The sequence below is a fragment of the Sphingomonas segetis genome (assembly GCF_009720245.1).
In the GTDB taxonomy this organism is placed as follows: domain Bacteria; phylum Pseudomonadota; class Alphaproteobacteria; order Sphingomonadales; family Sphingomonadaceae; genus Sphingomicrobium; species Sphingomicrobium segetis.
Genome location: NZ_WJSQ01000052.1, coordinates 1 through 16,491, shown reverse-complemented (window position 1 = coordinate 16,491; position 16,491 = coordinate 1). Strand labels below are relative to the sequence as shown.

General features: G+C 68.0%; 20 protein-coding genes and 1 tRNA gene. 5 read left to right on the top strand and 16 right to left on the bottom strand.

The annotated features are described in order from the left end of the window. The 7 genes from GH737_RS07030 to GH737_RS07005 form a co-directional block, all read right to left on the bottom strand. The coding region (locus GH737_RS07030; RefSeq protein WP_196233029.1) for an FAD/NAD(P)-binding protein at window positions 1-688 on the bottom strand (688 nt) is incomplete at its 3' end. 55 nt (window positions 689-743) lie between these two features. Beyond that, window positions 744-1,028 carry a DUF6356 family protein gene (locus GH737_RS15205; RefSeq protein ID WP_196233028.1) on the bottom strand — a complete coding sequence of 95 codons (285 nt, stop codon included), beginning with the start codon at window positions 1,026-1,028 and terminating at the stop codon, window positions 744-746. Window positions 1,029-1,046: 18 nt separating this feature from the next. Beyond that, window positions 1,047-1,123 (bottom strand) — tRNA-Arg (locus GH737_RS07025). A 250-nt stretch (window positions 1,124-1,373) separates the two neighbouring features. Then, a complete protein-coding gene (locus tag GH737_RS07020) occupies window positions 1,374-1,775 on the bottom strand; it encodes a DUF1178 family protein (protein WP_155264133.1) in 402 nt (133 codons plus the stop codon). Further along, window positions 1,772-2,599: a carbon-nitrogen hydrolase family protein gene (locus GH737_RS07015; RefSeq protein WP_155264132.1), complete on the bottom strand. Its 828-nt coding sequence runs from the start codon at window positions 2,597-2,599 to the stop codon at window positions 1,772-1,774. Before GH737_RS07015 ends, GH737_RS07020 begins: the two co-directional genes overlap by 4 nt. Then, a complete protein-coding gene (gene grxC, locus GH737_RS07010; protein WP_155264131.1) occupies window positions 2,596-2,847 on the bottom strand; it encodes a glutaredoxin 3 in 252 nt (83 codons plus the stop codon). Before grxC ends, GH737_RS07015 begins: the two co-directional genes overlap by 4 nt. A 37-nt stretch (window positions 2,848-2,884) precedes the next feature. Further along, complete coding sequence (locus tag GH737_RS07005) at window positions 2,885-3,625, bottom strand: ComF family protein (RefSeq protein ID WP_155264130.1); 741 nt, start codon at window positions 3,623-3,625, stop codon at window positions 2,885-2,887. 42 nt (window positions 3,626-3,667) lie between these two features. Between GH737_RS07005 and GH737_RS07000 the strand changes: the two genes are divergently transcribed. Then, on the top strand, window positions 3,668-4,444 hold the full coding sequence (locus tag GH737_RS07000) for an SAM-dependent methyltransferase (RefSeq protein WP_155264129.1): 777 nt from the start codon (window positions 3,668-3,670) through the stop codon (window positions 4,442-4,444). Between the two features lie 85 nt (window positions 4,445-4,529). After that, window positions 4,530-4,712, top strand: coding sequence for a Flp family type IVb pilin (locus GH737_RS06995; protein ID WP_230558675.1), 183 nt, complete (start codon window positions 4,530-4,532; stop codon window positions 4,710-4,712). On the opposite strand, the gene GH737_RS06990 is transcribed toward GH737_RS06995, so the two are convergent. From GH737_RS06990 to GH737_RS06970, 5 genes are all read right to left on the bottom strand, one after another. Next, window positions 4,684-6,183 carry a M48 family metalloprotease gene (locus GH737_RS06990; RefSeq protein ID WP_196233027.1) on the bottom strand — a complete coding sequence of 500 codons (1,500 nt, stop codon included), beginning with the start codon at window positions 6,181-6,183 and terminating at the stop codon, window positions 4,684-4,686. The genes GH737_RS06995 and GH737_RS06990 overlap by 29 nt on opposite strands. A gap of 85 nt (window positions 6,184-6,268) precedes the next feature. Further along, a complete protein-coding gene (locus GH737_RS06985; protein WP_155264127.1) occupies window positions 6,269-7,210 on the bottom strand; it encodes an acetyl-CoA carboxylase carboxyltransferase subunit alpha in 942 nt (313 codons plus the stop codon). Between the two features lie 35 nt (window positions 7,211-7,245). Next, entirely contained in the window at window positions 7,246-8,127 is an 882-nt protein-coding gene (locus GH737_RS06980; RefSeq protein WP_155264136.1) for a tyrosine recombinase, read from the bottom strand. Next, entirely contained in the window at window positions 8,127-9,905 is a 1,779-nt protein-coding gene (locus GH737_RS06975; protein WP_155264126.1) for a hypothetical protein, read from the bottom strand. Before GH737_RS06975 ends, GH737_RS06980 begins: the two co-directional genes overlap by 1 nt. Beyond that, a complete protein-coding gene (locus GH737_RS06970) occupies window positions 9,895-10,038 on the bottom strand; it encodes a hypothetical protein (RefSeq protein ID WP_155264125.1) in 144 nt (47 codons plus the stop codon). Before GH737_RS06970 ends, GH737_RS06975 begins: the two co-directional genes overlap by 11 nt. Window positions 10,039-10,083: 45 nt before the next feature. On the opposite strand from GH737_RS06970, the gene GH737_RS06965 reads away from it, so the two are divergent. Continuing rightward, a complete protein-coding gene (locus GH737_RS06965; protein ID WP_230558674.1) occupies window positions 10,084-10,632 on the top strand; it encodes a shikimate kinase in 549 nt (182 codons plus the stop codon). Here GH737_RS06965 and GH737_RS06960 read toward each other — a convergent pair. From GH737_RS06960 to GH737_RS06945, 4 genes are read right to left on the bottom strand one after another with little or no spacing between them, the layout of a single operon-like run. After that, complete coding sequence (locus GH737_RS06960) at window positions 10,629-12,368, bottom strand: monovalent cation:proton antiporter-2 (CPA2) family protein (protein ID WP_155264134.1); 1,740 nt, start codon at window positions 12,366-12,368, stop codon at window positions 10,629-10,631. The two genes, GH737_RS06965 and GH737_RS06960, sit on opposite strands and share 4 nt — an antisense overlap. Before the next feature lie 56 nt (window positions 12,369-12,424). Next, on the bottom strand, window positions 12,425-12,847 hold the full coding sequence (locus tag GH737_RS06955; protein WP_155264124.1) for an iron-sulfur cluster assembly scaffold protein: 423 nt from the start codon (window positions 12,845-12,847) through the stop codon (window positions 12,425-12,427). Next, entirely contained in the window at window positions 12,844-14,154 is a 1,311-nt protein-coding gene (gene cysS, locus GH737_RS06950; RefSeq protein WP_155264123.1) for a cysteine--tRNA ligase, read from the bottom strand. Before cysS ends, GH737_RS06955 begins: the two co-directional genes overlap by 4 nt. Further along, window positions 14,151-14,672 (bottom strand): CvpA family protein, encoded by a 522-nt coding sequence (locus tag GH737_RS06945; protein WP_155264122.1) that lies wholly within the window; start codon window positions 14,670-14,672, stop codon window positions 14,151-14,153. Before GH737_RS06945 ends, cysS begins: the two co-directional genes overlap by 4 nt. 183 nt (window positions 14,673-14,855) lie before the next feature. Between GH737_RS06945 and GH737_RS06940 the strand changes: the two genes are divergently transcribed. Next, window positions 14,856-15,506, top strand: a complete 651-nt coding sequence (locus tag GH737_RS06940) for a DsbA family protein (RefSeq protein WP_155264121.1) — start codon at window positions 14,856-14,858, stop codon at window positions 15,504-15,506. Between the two features lie 3 nt (window positions 15,507-15,509). Then, window positions 15,510-16,491 (top strand): protein-disulfide reductase DsbD domain-containing protein (locus tag GH737_RS06935; protein ID WP_275401948.1); only part of this gene is annotated, 982 nt, incomplete at its 3' end.

The following is a 16,491-nucleotide window of genomic DNA, read 5'->3' as shown; positions in this document are numbered from 1 at the left end:
GGCGCAGCCAGCGCCACATCGCCCGCAGGCTCCCGTGCGGCACCTCGCCTGCCTGAACAGGCGCAGGCTCGAAATCCGCATGGGCGCGAGGCGCCTGCCCGCGCCGTGACAGCGCGACAATCGCGCCCTGGTGACCGGCGGCGTCGAGCGACAGGACAAGGTCGACCATCGTCAGGCCGGTGCCGATGAGCAAGGCATCGCCGCCGCTCACCGCCAGATCTTCGACCGCAGCGCGAGCGTCGCCGCCCCAGGGATTGGCGATGTATCGCTTACCCGCCGACTCGAAGGCCCTCAGCCCGCCCGGTTCCTGGTTGCCGGTCGCCAGCGCCATCCCTGCGGCTTCGATCGCCGAGCCATCGTCCAGCGCGATGCGCCACCGGCCGACCGAACGCTCGGCGCCGACCGCCGACGCATGCACCACTTGCGTGTGCCCCGATGCTTTGGAGTCCTCGAGGAGCTCGGCGAGATAGCGCCCGAAGAGCCGCCGCTGCGCGAATCCGCGCGGCTCGCCGCCCTCGGCCTCGAAGCGCTTGGCGAAATGGCCCGGCTCGCCGGCCAGCGCGCTCATCCCTTCGGCGCGGACATTGAGGAGGTGCACCGGCTCGCTCGTCGAATATGCGACGCCGCGGCCGACGCGTCCGCTGCCGTCGATCAACATGGAGCCGATGCCGCGGCGTGCCAGCTGCACGGCGAGGATCGTGCCCGATGCGCCGCCTCCGACAATCGCGACCGGGAGCGCCCGGTCAGATTTCGTAGTCAGGCCAGTTCTCCGGGTTTGCGGCGCCGGCTTTGCGCTGCTGGATATGGTCGTAGATGCGCGTGACGGTCTTGCCCGCGGTCTGTGTGAACCAGCCCGGCACCAGCGCGTGGACGAGGCAGGCGAGCCCCGCACCGACGAGCGTCGCGCCGATCGCAACCGCGCCGATCCCATGCTCCGCCCAGCTCATGCCGAGCGACCGCGGATGCTCCACGAACAGGTGGCTGAGTAGGCCCGACTTGCCTTGAGCCCGCGGCTGCATCGTCGCCATGTCGCTACCCCTTCAATTTGGCGACCCCGACAGGATTCGAACCTGTGGCCCTCAGATTAGGAATCTGATGCTCTATCCTGCTGAGCTACGGGGTCGCTCCTGTTCCGAATAGGGCCTGCATCACCGGCGATCAATTCGCCACCTCGGCCGACCCCGCTTGCTTTTTCGCCCGATCCCGCGGCGGCAGGACGCCGCAATTCCAAGGCGAGCAGAAGCATTATGCTATTCCCTAGTGCATGACTAGAGTATACTGTTGGCTCATCGTCGACGAGCGTGATGCCCGGCATCATTCCCCGGCCGAAGGCCCACTCCCGGCGGCAGGCCAGCCGGGCATCACGCACCCGTTCAATTGACCTGGCTTGGCGGTGTAACTGGCAGCGGAAGCGGAGCGACGGGGACTCCGTCTTCGACCAGCGCCTTTGCCTGCTCGAGCGTGGCGCTGCCGTGCACCTGCTGCGGCGCCATTTCGCCGCTGTGGATGGCACGCGCCGTATGGGCGAACTGGTCGCCGACCCAGCGCGATTCCTTGAGCATCTCCGCCTGCATCGCGGCGAGGCGGGCGAGCGGGTTATCCGATCCCTTCCTCGGCAGGCGCGGCGCCATCGGTGCCTTGGCGACGTTCGCCGACTGGCAGAACGGACATTCGACGAGCCCCGCCCCGCTCTGCTCCTCATAATCGGCGTTGGAGCGGAACCATGCCTCGAACGTCTCGCCGCCGTCGCGGCATTGCAGGTCGAAGACGATCACAGGATCACCGCGTCGGGGATCGGCCGGCGGTGGTGAAGCGCCGGTATGCGCCCGCGCACATCGGAAATGCGCTTGAGATCGATGTCGGCAAATCCAACGCCCGGCTCCTCGCCCATGTCGAGGATGACCTCGCCCCAGGGATCGACGACCAGCGAATGACCGAAGGTCTGTCGTCCATCCTCGTGGCGCCCGACCTGGGCCGCGGCGACGATGAACAGCCCCGCTTCGATCGCCCGGGCACGCAGGAGGATGTGCCAATGCGCCTTGCCGGTCGGGACGGTAAACGCCGCCGGCACGGCGATGATGTCGGCGTCCGCCTCGGCGAGGCGCGCGAATAATCCGGGGAAGCGCAGATCGTAACAAATGGTGAGGCCGAGCTTGCCGACCGGCGTGCCGTTGACCAGCACGACGCCGCTCCCGGCCGAATAGACGTTCGATTCGCGCCAGCTTTCTCCGGTCGGCAAGTCGACGTCGAACAGATGGAGCTTGTCGTAGCGGGCGCGGATCTCGCCTTCGCGGTCAACCACGAAGCCGCGGTTCGCGACCTTGCCGTCCTCGGCCAGCACGGCAAGCGAGCCGAGGTGAAGCCAGATGCGGTGGTGTCGCGCCGCCTCGCGGCAGGCGGCCAGCACCTCGTCCTCGTTCTCCTTGCGCAGGCTTTTCGCCGCGCGCGCCGAATCGCGGTCGAGCAGGCCCGACATCTCCGGGGTGAACAGCATTTCGGCGCCACCCTGCGCCGCGGCGGCGATCGCCTGTTCGAGCGCGCCGCGGCTGGCCGCCGGGTCGATGCCGGTGGTCGACTGGAGAAGCGCGATCCGCGTCATGAGATCAGATCGTCCAGCCGGCCGTCGCGTTCGAGGGCGAAGAGGTCGTCGCAACCGCCGACATGGTGTTCGCGGATGAAGATTTGCGGGACGGTGGTTCGTCCCCGCGCGCGCTGGATCATCTGCTCGCGCAACTCGCCGCCATAATCGACCGAGATTTCGCGATACTCGACGCCCTTGGCCTCGAGCAGCGCCTTGGCGCGCCAGCAATAGGGACAAAAGGTCTTCGTATAAATCTCGATCGACACCGGCGGCTCCTGTGAGACCGATATTTAGGCATGCGGCTCAACGCATCAATTGGGAAGGTTTCACCACCCGCGCCCAGCTGACGAGCTCGACGCGGGCTGCGCCGGCTCGTTTGAGCACGCGGGCGCAGGCCTCGGCGGTGCTGCCGGTGGTGAGGACGTCGTCCACCAGGATGACCGTCTTCCCGGCGACCGACGCCTTATCCCTGACCCTGAAGGCGCCCGCCACCGTCTTGCGCCGCTGCAGCGGGCTCATCCCCTTGAGCGGCGGGGTGTGCCGGGTGCGCCGCAGGAGCATCGGATCGGAATCGATCATCAGCCGCCGCGACAGCTCGCGCGCGACCAGCGCAGACTGGTTGAAGCCCCGCGTCCACAACCGCGTGCGATGGAGCGGGACGGGAACCAGCACCGAGCCGGGCTGCGGCTTCACCAGCGGCGCCATGTAATGCGCCATGGTCCGGGCGATCGCGACCTTGCGGCCGTATTTGAGGCGGATCGCGAGGGTGCGCGACAGCTCGTCATACGCGACCGCGGCGCGGCTGCGCTCGACCCGCGGCGGAACCGCCATGCAGCGCGCGCAAGTCGTCTGCTCGGTCGCCTCAAGCGGCAGCCCGCAGGTTTCGCAACCCCCGTCGCCGAGAAACTCGATGCTCTTCCAGCAATCGGCGCAGAAGCTGTGGACGTCAGTGACGATGGTACCGCATCCCGCGCAGCGCGGCGGCAGCGCGAAATCGAGCGCCGTGCGCGCGCAGGCCCTGAGGAGCACTCGAAGCCCGTCCATTGCTTCTTGTCGCTTGGCCCGCCGCATCGCACAAGCCGCGCAATGTCCGAACTGTTCGACATGAGGCTGCGCGCCATGCGCCGCGACCGTGCGGCACGAATCCGGCCGGAGCTGTTCCTGTTCGAACGGGTGTTCGCCGATTGCCTCGAGCGCATTGCGCTCAGCAATCGGCGCTTCGGGAAAGCCTTGCTGGTCGGCTGTCCCGACGCCGATTGGCCGCGGCGGCTAAGCGGCCTCGCCGGCGAAGTCGACGTTCGCGAGCCGGGGCCGCTGTTCGCCTCGCTGAGCGGAGGCTCAACAATCGTGGAAGATGCCTGGGAGCCACCATCGCGAGAATATGACCTGGTGTTCGCGGTCGGCACGCTCGATACCGTCAACGAACTCCCGCTCGCGCTCCGGCTGGTGCGCCGTGCGATGCTTGCCGATGCGCTGTTCATCGGAGCCATGTCGGGCGGCGACACGCTCCCGCGATTGCGCGCAGCGATGCGCGCCGCGGACGCGGCCTCCGGAGTCGCGGCGCCGCACGTCCATCCTCGAATCGAAGCGTCGGCACTGGCCCCGCTGCTCGAGCATGCCGGCTTCGAAAGGCCGGTGGTCGACATCGAGCGCGTGCAGGCTTCGTATCGGTCGTTGCAAGGGCTCGTCGCGGACCTGCGCGCGATGGGTGCGACAAGCATCCTCAGCGCCAAGGCCCCGTCGCTCGCCCGCGCTCAGCGCGATGCCGCCGCTCGTGCGTTCAGCGCAGCCGCGGAAGGCGGACGGACAACCGAAACTTTCGAAATCCTCCACTTCGCCGCCTGGACCGCAGCACAGGGATGACGTCGCATTAACTGTCTGAAGGTAAGACTTGTTAACCGGCCGCGACTTACACCCGCCGCGTGGACGTGGACCAGAGGAGGGTGGCGTGGGCGCTATCCGAAAGTGCTTGCGCTTGCTCGGCACGAGCGAGCGCGGGGCGACTGCTATCGAATACGGGCTGATTGCGGCCCTCATCATCATTGCGATGATGGGCGGCCTTCAGGCGCTCGGCGGCGGCGCCAACGGAATGTGGGGCAGAATCAACTCGAACGTCGGCTCCGTGATGTGAGCCGCGTCGCCCAGGCCCGCCGCGGGCCGTAAACCACCAGCTTGACCTTGCGGCCAGGCAGCAACCTGCTGTTGGCCGAAAGGTTGTTCAGCGTCAGGAAGCGCTCCAGCTGGAAATTGCGATAAGCCATCCGGCTCGCCAGCGACCGCAGGGTGTCGCCCGGCGCGACCGTCACCACATGGATGATCCGCGGCCGGATCTGCGCGGCTTCACCGGGCGTGATCTTGCGCAGCGAATTGACCATCGGCGTAAAAGGACCGAATCCCGTCCCGGCCTTCGTCAGCATCGCGAAATGGTAGATGTGCTGCGAATCCCACTGGTAGGCTATCACGCTGACGTCGACCGCACCCGACTGGGTATTCACCCGGGCGGTGGTATATCTGGCAGGCATGCCGTTCACATTGATGTGCCGCGGCCGCGGAACCGCGATCTCGCCCTGCCCGCGGATGAGCTGCTGGAGCACTTTGAGCACATAATCGTCGAGCGAGCCGGTGGCGCGCCCGCCGCTGAACTGCGCCTTCCCTGCCGAGCCCGAGATCGTCACTGCATAAGTGCCGTTCGACATCAGATAGCCGGCCGGGACGCGGAACTGGATGCGTAAGTCGGGATGGGTGAATACTGGTCCGTCGATGATTCCCTGGGCCGGATCGTCGTCTACGTAGACACCCTCGAGCTGGCTCAGGAACCGGTCCCGGTTGTGAATCCCGCTGCCGAGCCGGCCCAGGGCGCGCGCCTCCCCAATGGCGCGCTGCATCCGGTTTTCGCTCAAGGGATGGGTCAATGCCCACTCGGGAATGCGCCGGTTCTTACGCCCCTGAACCCGCGACTGCAGCGCCGTTTCTCGGCTCAGCGACTGAAGCAGCTGCGCCGCGCCCGCGGGGTCGTAGCCGGCGGCAATCATGTAGCGCATCCCGAGCGTGTCGGCCTCATATTCCTGCTCGCGCGAGAAGCTCAGCGTCTGCAGCTTGACCGCGAGCGCGCGGCGAAGCGCGATCTGGTTGCCGAATCCGCCCATCATCTGGCCGAGCAGGATCTCGGGAAGCGCGCGCCAGGTCAGCTCGCGTTCGACCGCCTCGCGCTGGTGGGCGTGGTCCGCGGCGATATGGCCGACCTCGTGGCCGAGCGCGAAGGCGAGCTGCGATTCGTCGCCCATGAGAGTCATCAGCTGGCGCGTGATGTAGACGTACCCGCCGGGCACCGAGAAAGCGTTCTCGACGGCCGAGTTGAGGGTCGTGAAATGCAGCGCCTGGCCCGGCCTCGCGATGCCCGAATAAGCGCCGACCCTGCGGCCGACGGATTCGACGTATGCAGCGCGCGGACCAGTCTCCGCTCCGCCCAGCTCCTCTACGATCTGGGCATTGTCGCGCTGCGCTTCAGCGACGTCGCGCGGGTCGAGATAGCGGGTCTGCTGCGCGGCGGCGGGCGTGAGCGCCAAAGCGCCGGCGAGCAGCAATAGGACGCGGTTTCGCATTTTCTGCCTGAATCCTTCGTATCGCGGCGAGAACAATGCCTCTGCCATTTGAACGGAGAATGACTGATGCGGTTTCGAGGCTGCTTTAGCCGATCGCGAGATACTTCGCGCGGCGTTGTGCGCGAAGCTCCTTCGGCCCCAGCTTCCCGCTGCCGTCGAGCTCTTCGACGAGTGCTCCCTTCAACGCACCGATGGCGGCGTCGGGATCGCGGTGCGCTCCGCCGAGCGGCTCCTCGACGACGCGATCGACGACCCCGAGCGCCTGAAGGTCGGCAGCGGTAATCTTCATCGCCTCCGCCGCTTCCGCCGCCTTGTCCGCCGTCCGCCACAATATCGAAGCGCAACCCTCCGGCGAGATGACCGAATAAACGGCATGCTCGAACATCAGCACGCGGTTGGCGGTCGCGATCGCGACCGCTCCGCCCGACCCGCCCTCGCCGACGATGGCCGCGATGATTGGCACGTTGAGCGCGAGGCACTCCGCGGTCGAGCGGGCGATCGCCTCAGCCTGCCCCCGCTCTTCGGCCTCGACGCCGGGGAAAGCGCCCGGCGTGTCGACCAGCGTCACCACCGGGATGCCGAACTCGTCCGCCAGCTTCATCAGCCGGATCGCCTTACGATAGCCTTCCGGCTTGGCCATTCCGAAATTGTGCCTGAGGCGGGAGGCCGTGTCGGCGCCCTTCTCATGGCCGATCAGCATTACCCGGCGGCCGTCGATCCGCCCGAGCCCGCCGACGATTGCCGGGTCGTCCGCGAACGACCTGTCGCCGGCGAGCGGGAGGAAATCGTCGGCGATCCCGGCGATATAATCCTTGAAGTGGGGCCGCTCGGGATGGCGGGCGACCTGGGCCTTCTGCCACGGAGTCAGCCTGGCATAGGCGTCGCGAAGCAGCTTGTTGGCCTTGGTTTCGAGCCGCCCGACTTCGGCTTCGATATCGATGTCAGAGCCGCTCGCCGTCTCGCGCAGCTCGGCAACTTTGGCCTCGAGCTCGGCAATGGGCTTTTCGAAATCGAGGTACGTCAACATTCAGGCCGGCGCCTAGGCCGAAGCTGCTGTTGAGGTCAACGACCGCGCGTCGCCAGCGGGTGGCGGGCATTCACCAGTTCCACCAGGCGCGCGCTGTCGACATGCGTGTAGATCTGCGTGGTGGCGATATCGGCGTGGCCGAGCAACGACTGCAGCACCCGCAAGTCCGCGCCGCCGGACAGCAAATGCGTTGCGAAGGCGTGGCGCAGCACGTGCGGGCTCACCCGCTCGGGCGCAATCCCGGCATCGGCGGCCATCGCGCGCACGATCTGGAACAGCCGAACGCGGCTCAAATGGGATTTGCCGCTCGGGAACAGCCACAATGCCGCGCTTGGCACATGCTCCATCCACTTGCCGACGCCCGCCTGCGCCCGTGTCGAGATGGGCACGAGCCGATCCTTGTCGCCTTTGCCGCGGACCATCAGGAACGGCTGTTCAGGCCGGACGGCACCGCGCGGCAGGCCGACGAGCTCGCTCGCGCGCAAGCCGGAACCGTAGAGCAGCTCCAGCAAGGCAAGGTTTCGAACCGCGTTCGCCTCGCCGCTCGCGGCGCGGTCTTCCGCCGCCTCGAACATGCGCCGGACCTCCTCCTCGTCCAGGATTCGCGGCAGCGGCCGCTCCAAGCGTGGACGCGGCAGGGCCGATGAAGGATCGTCGCGGCGGAGGCCCTCGTCGAGCAGGAAGCCGAAGAAACGCCTGAGCGCGGCCGAGCGCCGAGCCACCGTCGACGGAGCGAGTTCTGCCCAGCTGCTGCCGAGGCGCGAAACGTCTCCGGCAGACACCGAGCCGAGTCCGCCAAGTGTTTCCGCCGCCCGCGCAAGATCGTTGCGATAGGCGGCGATCGTGTGCCTTGATGCGCCGGCTTCTGCCGAAAGCATGTCGAGGAAACGATCGACCAGCGCGCGATCGTCGGCGATCACGTCCGCGACAGCGCCTCGGCGGCGATCATCCGCGCCGTGAAATCCTGGCCAGTGCGCTCGAGCGCGGTGATCGCGTGATACAGGTGGGCGGACGGAACTCTGTTCCAGCTCGGCGTCTGGAAGCCCGTTCCGGCCAGCACCAGCACCGTGCCCGCCTGACCGCGCCCGGCTGACGCATCGATGATCCGCGTCCAGCTGCTCGTGCGCCCGAGGCCGAGCCCGTTGCGCTGGTTGATCGAGTTCGCACTGTCGGCGCTGATGCGCCCCAAGCCGGCGAGCCCCGCCACCAGCAAGGCGCTGCGCACCTTGTTCGGGCTCTTGTCGCGGCGGATGAAGGCGTTGATCCGGCCGCTGCCCACGTCGGCGATGTTCGGCGCCGCAAGCGCCAACATCGCCCAGCAGCGGTCGCCGTTCTCGTCGTCCATTCCACCGACGGCAGGGATCCAGCGCGCAGCGGCCCGGTCGTAGCCGGCGGCAAGCATGGCCGAGATGAGGTCCGGCGCGTCCTTGGCGAGCGCGGCGTCGGGAGTGACGAGAGTCGCCGCGCGCGCAACGAGCGCCCGCGCCGCCTCCTTGCGCAAGCCATCCTTGCCGATTCCAAGCAGGTGACGGATGGCGGCGAGCCGCGTCGCTTCGTCCTTACCGAGGAAGGCCTCGCGGAGCTGCCATGCGTCGGTCGATGGGAGGTCGCCCGGGTCAGTCGTTTCGTAGATCGCAGAATAGAGATCGACGAGGCTCTGCGAGGAGAAAACGCCGAGCCCCGCCGCGATCAGCGCGGAGTCGAGCCGTTGCTGCGGCGACAGCAGCGGCGCCCGCGCCTGGAAAGCGCGGAGTTGCGGCGACGCCGCCTTGATCAGCCGGTCCGGCGGGACCATGCCGGTGCCGACCGAAAGGCCGAAGCGCCACGCGCTGAGATTTTCGACCGGCTCCCATTCGATGGTGGCCGCGCGCCCGCTTCCACCCGCTCCGACCACCTTCTCCGCGAGTGCGAGGTCAACCCCTCCAATGCGACCGTAGCGGCGCGCATTGTCGATCTGGGCCGAGGCGCTGTCGGGGTCGCCGGCGAGCGACGCGCACATCGCCTGCACGAGCTGGCGGATCGCCGGATCGGACTTCCTGATGCCGCTTTGCAGCGGGCACAGCGCCGCCGCGTCGGCATTGGCGAGTGCGGACTGGACTGCGACCTGCACCATCTTGGGCGTGAAGCGGTCGGTGTCGACGGCATCGACCAGCATCCGCGCCGCATCGGCTTCGCCCATGCGCAGGAGCAGCCACGAGCGTTCCGCTACCCAGTCGACCGGGTGCACGTCGCGCGGCGCCCGCGCCTTTGCGAGGAGCGCGTTGCGAAGCGCGATATGCGCCCAGCGCGACGCCATCGGCGTGTCCATCCGCCGCATCAGCGTCGAAAGGAAAGCGCCGCTCGTGTCGCCCCACGGATCGGTCCCGAGCCCGTATTCGGCCGGCTCGAGCTTCCCGACGGCCCACGGGTCGCGCCGTGCCCATCCCGGATATTCGACCGGCGGCTCGATCGGCCGCGCCGGCAGCAGGTTGGTCGGCATGACCACCTCCACCGCGCTCTCGTCGGCGCCGCCCCCCAGGTCGACGTTCGATCGGTCCGGCTGAGAGGAAGGCTGCGGCTGAGGCCGAGCCCCGCCAATTCCGCCGCCGGGATATTGGTTGGACGGCGGCGGCTGCGCCTGCACCAGCTGCTGCGCGAGAGCGGGCAGCGCGATCGCGACGGCAGCCGAGGCAATCAGCAGGGTCTTAATGCGCATTGCCTCCCGTCGTCCCCTGCGGCACCGCAACCTCGATCGTGTGGGTCGGCTGCTCCTCGGGAACGGTCGAAAGATAGAAGAGCGCGCCGACGATGACGACGAGCAGGAAGATGAGCACCACTAACCGCGACATGCGGGCGCTTTTGCCGAGCGGGTGCGCCGCTGTATAGCCCCCAGCGTGAATGAATTGGGGAAGCGCCTCGATCGGCCAATCGTGCTGGTCGGGCTGATGGGAGTTGGCAAGTCGACGGTCGGGCGGCGCCTCGCGCGGCGGCTCGGGCTGCCGTTCGTCGACAGCGACGCCGCCATCCAGGACGCCGCCGGCCTGACTCCTGCCGAAGTCTTCGAACGCTATGGCGAACACGATTTCCGCGACGGTGAGCGACGGCTGGTGGCGCGCCTGGTCGACGAAGGAAACATGCGGGTGATCGCCACAGGCGGCGGCGCATTCATCGATCCGCGCACGCGCGAGCTTCTGAACGAGAGGGCAATCACCATCTGGCTCGACGCGCCGGTCGACATCCTGGCCGAGCGGACCTCGCGCCGCGACACCCGCGCTCAGCTCCGGAACGGTGACCCGAAGGCGACTCTGGAACGGCTGTCGGGCGAGCGCCGCTCGGCCTACGAGCAGGCGCACATCCACGTGAAGAGCGGCGCCGGCGCGCACAAGGATGTCGTCGATTCGATCCTCCGCGCGCTCGACGATTTCCTCGCGGCAAAACCTTAGGCCGGCGTCGCCTCCTTGTCGGGCAAGGGCCGCTCTTCTCCGAACGACGTTTCCCAGCCAGCGCGAATGTCGCCGGTCTGGCGCTGCCGTTCCAGCCGGTCACAGTCGCGCATCCGGTATTCGTGGTCGACGCGCTCCACCTCCGCGGCCGGGATTCCGCTCGCTCGCAGTGCAGCCTTGCCCATCACCACTGCGCTTTCGAACAGCTCGCGCTCGGCCAGGACCAGGTCGAGCCCGCGCAACTCGATCAGATGGCGCCGGTCGAAGGCGCGGACCATCACCGAAGCCTGGGGAAACGCTTCGAGCACCGCTTTCACCGCGCTGCGCGACAGCTCGCCACCTTCATTGTCGTTGCAGAAGGCGATGACCTTGGCGGTCTCCGCACCGGCCGCGCGCAGCAGGTCGAGCCGCAAGCCGTCCCCGTAATAGACCTTCGTCCCGAATTCCCCCGACAGTTCGATCTGGCTCGGCTTCTTGTCGATGATCGTGACGCCGATGCGCTTGGCCTGGAGCATCTGGGTCACGGTCTGACCGAAGCGTCCGTAGCCGACCACGATCGCGCTGGTCTCCGGCGACAGCTCCGGCCCGTCGAGATCGGCAGCCCCGCGTTCCTCGCGGCGTTCGAGCCAGTCGGTCAGGCGCATGAGGAACGGCGTTGCCGCCATCGACAGCGTAACCACGGCGCCGAACAGCGCAGCGGCCTCGGGCGTGATCAGCAGGGCCGCGGTCGCCTGGGCGAAGAGTACGAAACCGAACTCGCCGGCCTGACTGAGCAGCAGCCCGAGACGGAAGCTCCGAGTCCAGCTCGATCTGAAGGCGCGGCTGAGCAAGGTGATGAGGAGCGTCTTCGTCGCGATGACGGCGACTGCGAGCCCGATCACGAACAACGGCCGCGCGGCGACGACCGTCAGGTCGAGCAGCATGCCGACGGAGAGGAAGAACAGGCCGAGAAGGATCGAGCGGAACGGCTCGACGTCGCTTTCGAGCTCGTGCCGGTACGGCGATTCGGCGAGCATCACGCCGGCGACGAAGGCGCCGAGCGGCACCGACAGGTGGAGCGCGTGCATGACCGCCGCGGCGCCGACCACGGTGAACAGCCCGGCGACGACGAACAGCTCGCGCTCCCCTAGGCGCCCCACCAGCCGGAACAGCGGATTGAGGATGTAGCGTCCGACCAGCACCAGCCCGATCACGGCGAGCAAAGTGTAGAGCGCCAGGGCGAGGCCGACGGGCGCGCTCGGATCCGGGGGAGTGCGCGCCATCGCCGCGATGATCGTGATCATCGGCACGATCGCGAGGTCCTGGAAGAGCAGGATCGAGAAGGCGCGCTCGCCCTGGGGCGTGTTCAGATCGTTGTCGGAGCGGAGCATCGGCAGCACCTGCGCCGTCGACGAGAGCCCCAGGGGCAAGCCGATCGCCAGCGCCGCCTGGATTGAGATTCCGAGCGCCAGGTAGGCAAGCGCGCTGATGGCGAGGCCACAGAGCACCACCTGCGCGAGGCCGAGCCCGAAAATGTCCTTGCGCAAGCGCCACAGCCGCGCCGGCCGAAGCTCCAGCCCGACGATGAAGAGCAGCAGCGCGATTCCGATCTCGGTGACGCTGGTCAGCTCCTCGGGGTCGCCGATCAGGCCGAGAACCTGCGGGCCGATCAGCGCGCCGGCGACGATATAGCCGAGCGTCGCGCCGAGCCTGAGCCGGCGGAACAAGGTGACGAAGACGAGCGCGGCGCCGAGCATGATGGCTCCGCTCTGGAGGATTGCGGCGGCCGCCTGTGCGGTGCCGTCCCCTGGGTTCACCGCGCCGACTCGATCGCCGCGACAAGTGCACGGAACGGCAGGAGGATGGCGCCGTGACGCGACTTGCGATGCCTCGCCGGCGAGAGCTTCGCGAGGCCGGGCCAGTCGCCGGCTTCCTCCTGCTCCCGCGCCAGCCAGCGGCTGAGCAGCATGAGCGCATTGTCGACATCGCCGTGCGCACGACCGACCGCGTGCCGTTCGAGCAGGGCGGCGGAGGCCTGGCCGAAGGCGCAGGCATGCACCCACTGGGAAACGGCTTCGATCCGGCGCTCGCCGTCGAGCTGCACGGCGGTGCTTATCCGGCTGCCGCAGGTCGGCGAGCGCAGCTCGGCCCAGCCGTCGATCCGGTCGAGCTCGCGCGGCTCGCTGAGCGACGCGGCGAGGCGCAGAATCTCGGTCGTGTAGAGCGGCTCCGTCATTCGCGCCGCCATGTGGTGCCGCTGGGCCCATCCTCCAAGACGATCCCATCCGCCTTGAGCTCGTCACGGATCCGGTCGGCGGTTGCGAAATCGCGCGTCTTCTTCGCGGCGGCGCGTTCAGCGATCCGATCCTCGATCGCAACGTCGTCGGCGCCCCCCCGGAACCATTTATCGGCACTCTCCGACAACAGCCCGAGCAAGCCCGCGCTCGCACTCAACGTGGCGGCGTCGTCGATTGCCTGCAGCCGGGCAAGCGCGGCGGGGGTGTTGAGATCGTCCGAAAGCGCTTCGACCACTTCACGATCGATTTGTCCCGGCGCCGCATCCCCGGCTGTCCGGTAGAGCCGGTCGAGGATCGTTTTCGATTGGTCGATCAGCGCCTCGGTCCAGGGCAGCGGCGAACGGTAGTGGGCCGACAGCAGCGCCAGGCGCAGCGTCTCGCCGCGATGGCCCTGCGCCAGCAGCTCCGCGGGCGTGACGATGTTGCCGAGGCTCTTCGACATCTTCTCGGCGCCCATGTCGACGAAGCCGTTGTGGACCCAGAAGCGCGCAAGCGGCAACCCGGCATGGGCGCAGCGGCTCTGCGCCATCTCATTCTCGTGATGCGGGAAGATGAGGTCGAGCCCGCCGCCGTGAATGTCGATCGTCTCGCCGAGGTGGGCCTTGATCATCGCCGAACATTCGATGTGCCAGCCGGGCCGGCCGCGGCCCCAAGGCGAGTCCCAGCCGATCACCCCTTCGGGGCTCGGCTTCCACAGCACGAAGTCGGCGGGGTCGCGCTTGTAGGGGGCGACCTCGACGCGGGCACCAGCGATCATCTGCTCGCGGTCGCGACGGCTGAGCGCGCCGTAATCGGGGTCGCTCGGAACCGAAAAGAGGACGTGCCCCTGCGCTTCGTAAGCGTGGCCGAGCTCGACCAGCCGCGCGATCATCGCGACCATCGGGCCGATTTCCTGGGTCGCGTGCGGCGCAATCGTCGGCGGCGCAACTCCTAGCGCGCCCATGTCATCGAGGTAATTGCGCTCATAGCGCTCAGTGATCACGCTCGGTTCGACCGCTTCGGCCTGCGCTGCGGCAATGATCTTGTCGTCGACGTCGGTGACGTTCCGCGCATAGACGAGACTGTTCGCGCCGAACTCGTGGCGGATCAGCCGCGCGAGCGTATCGAACACCGCCGCCGGCCGCGCATTGCCGATATGCGCCCGGCCGTAAACCGTGGGGCCGCACACATACATGGTGATTCGGTTGCGATTGGCGGGGACGAACGGCCGCTTCTCGCGCGCCATCGTGTCGTGGAGGCGGATCATTCCTCTCCGACCCCTGGATGGCCGCGCCGCGCCTCGACCCAGTCGACGATCGCTCGCCCGCTGGCGTTGAGCAGCGGATAGGTGCGCGACTTGGTCATCCACTGCGGCCGGTCGGCCTGCGGGCCATAGACCATGTCGGTGGCGAGGTTGGCGAGGAGGAAGAAGAGCGTCGCGCCGAGCAGCCCCTTGAGCATGCCGAACCCGCCGCCGAGCGTCCGGTCGAAGGGCCCGAGCACGGCATGGCGGCGCGTCCGTCCGCCGATCGAGCGGGCGAGCAGCTTGACCAACAGGAAGCTCGGGATGAACAGGAGGGCGAAGGCGAGCACCGCCCCGGCGGCGGGGCTGGTGCCGAACGAATTGTCGATCCCGCTCCACAACTGCGTGTGGAACAGCTTGAGCATGGCGATTCCGACCACCCATGCGAGCAGCGACACGACCTCATGGACGAAGCCGCGCACGAAGCCGACGGCGGCGCCGCCGATCAGCAGCAGGAAGACGAAGACATCCAGCGCGGTCATGGCGCGGGGCTAGCGAACGGGCAGGCGCGATGAAAGCCCCGGTCGTGCGCCAAGCTGTCCGACAAAGGCCACGGCCCGTCGAGATCGACCCGTTTCCAATTGCAATGCACCGCCTCTTGGCCATGGTCGGCATGGCGGGCTGACCGGCCCGCATCCCCCTGGAGATTGAAGTTGAAACGTTCCATGCGCTGGTTTGTCCTCGCGGTCTCGGCACTAACTTTCTCGGCTCGAGCGGCGGCGACCACGGTTCCGGCGCCGGGACCGGAGGCGAGTACCGAAGAAGCGCGCCGATTCTTCACCGAAGACCCCGACGCGCCGATGGTCGCGCCGAAGGGCTACGACGTCACGATCGTCCAGTACATGGATTACCAGTGCCCCGCCTGCCGCGCCACGCATGAGCCGCTCAAGAAGTTGCTTGCGGAGGACAAGAAGGTCCGAGTGATCTTCCGCGACTGGCCGATCTTCGGCGCCGCGTCCGAGCACGCGGCGCTGATCGCCGTCGCAAGCAAGTTCCAGGGTAAATATTTTGCGGTCCACGACGCGTTGTTCGAAACTCCGCGCCCGCTCACCAACAAGAAGGTCGATGCCGCCGCGCGCAAGGCGGGGGTCGATTGGGAGCGGCTGAAGAAGGACATGGTCGACCATTCGGAGGATATCGAGGACCTGCTCGCCCGCAATGACGAACAGGCCCAGATGCTCGGCCTCGATGGAACGCCGGGCTTCATCATCGGCAGCACCCAGAGCTTCGGCGGGATGACGCTCGACCAGCTTCGCGAATCGGTGAAGGAGGCGCGCGCCGGTGCCGCTGCGAAGGAGAGCAGGTCCGGCGAGTAGCCGATGCTGCGCCGACTGGTCCTGTCGTTGATGGCGCTGCTGGCGCCGTCAATCGCTTCGGCCGCGGCCGACCCCGCGCGCTACATGCCCGCCGAGCTGATCGCCGCTACTCTGGACCCGGCGCCCGGCAGCACGGTTCTGGTCGGCATCCGGATGACTCCGAGGGCCGGTTGGCACGGCTACTGGAGCAATCCCGGCGACACCGGGATCGCGACGACGGTCCGGTGGAGCGCCCCCGGCCGAGTCAGCTTCGGTCCGCTCCTGCACCCCGCGCCCACGCTGTTGAGCGCGGACGGCATCGACAGCTACGTTCACGAAGGCGAGCACATCCTGCTCGCGCCGATGCGTGTGCCGGCGTCGCTCGTGGAGGGCGCGGCGGTTCCGATCGTCGCCCACCTGAACTGGGCCGCGTGCACCGCCACCCAGTGCGTCCCGCTCCGCGCCACGCTGCGCCTGGACCTGACAGCGGGCCGAGGTTCCAGGAGCGCGGAGTGGGTCTCGCTTCATCGCGCGGCCGAGAGACTCCCCCGCGCGGCGTCAGGCGGAACGTTCGTGCGCGAGGGCAAATCGATTCGCCTCCGGTTCCCGCGATCGCTTGGGCTTCGCCCGCGGACCACCCACTTCTTCGCCGAGCAGCCTGAAGCATTCGACACCGCCGGCGGACGGGTCGAGCAATCCGACGGAGCGTTGATCGTCGGCGGATCCGGCCACCCTGGATCCGGCCAGCCGATCGCCGGCGTCGCAACCGATGGCCGCGCCGCCTATCGGCTGGTGCTGCGCGAGTCCGAAGAGCCGCTTCAGCCGCCTGCGGCGAGACCCACCGATGCACGAATGCCGATGCCAGGGCATGAGGAGATGAAAGCCGAGGCGAAGCCGCCCTCCAACGCGGAGGCGGCGCCGCGGAACCCGCAAAGCCCGCCCCAGCGTCGCCGCAGTCCCTGGCTGGCGCTCGCGGCGGCGGTCGCTCTGTTGGCCGCCGCCCTCG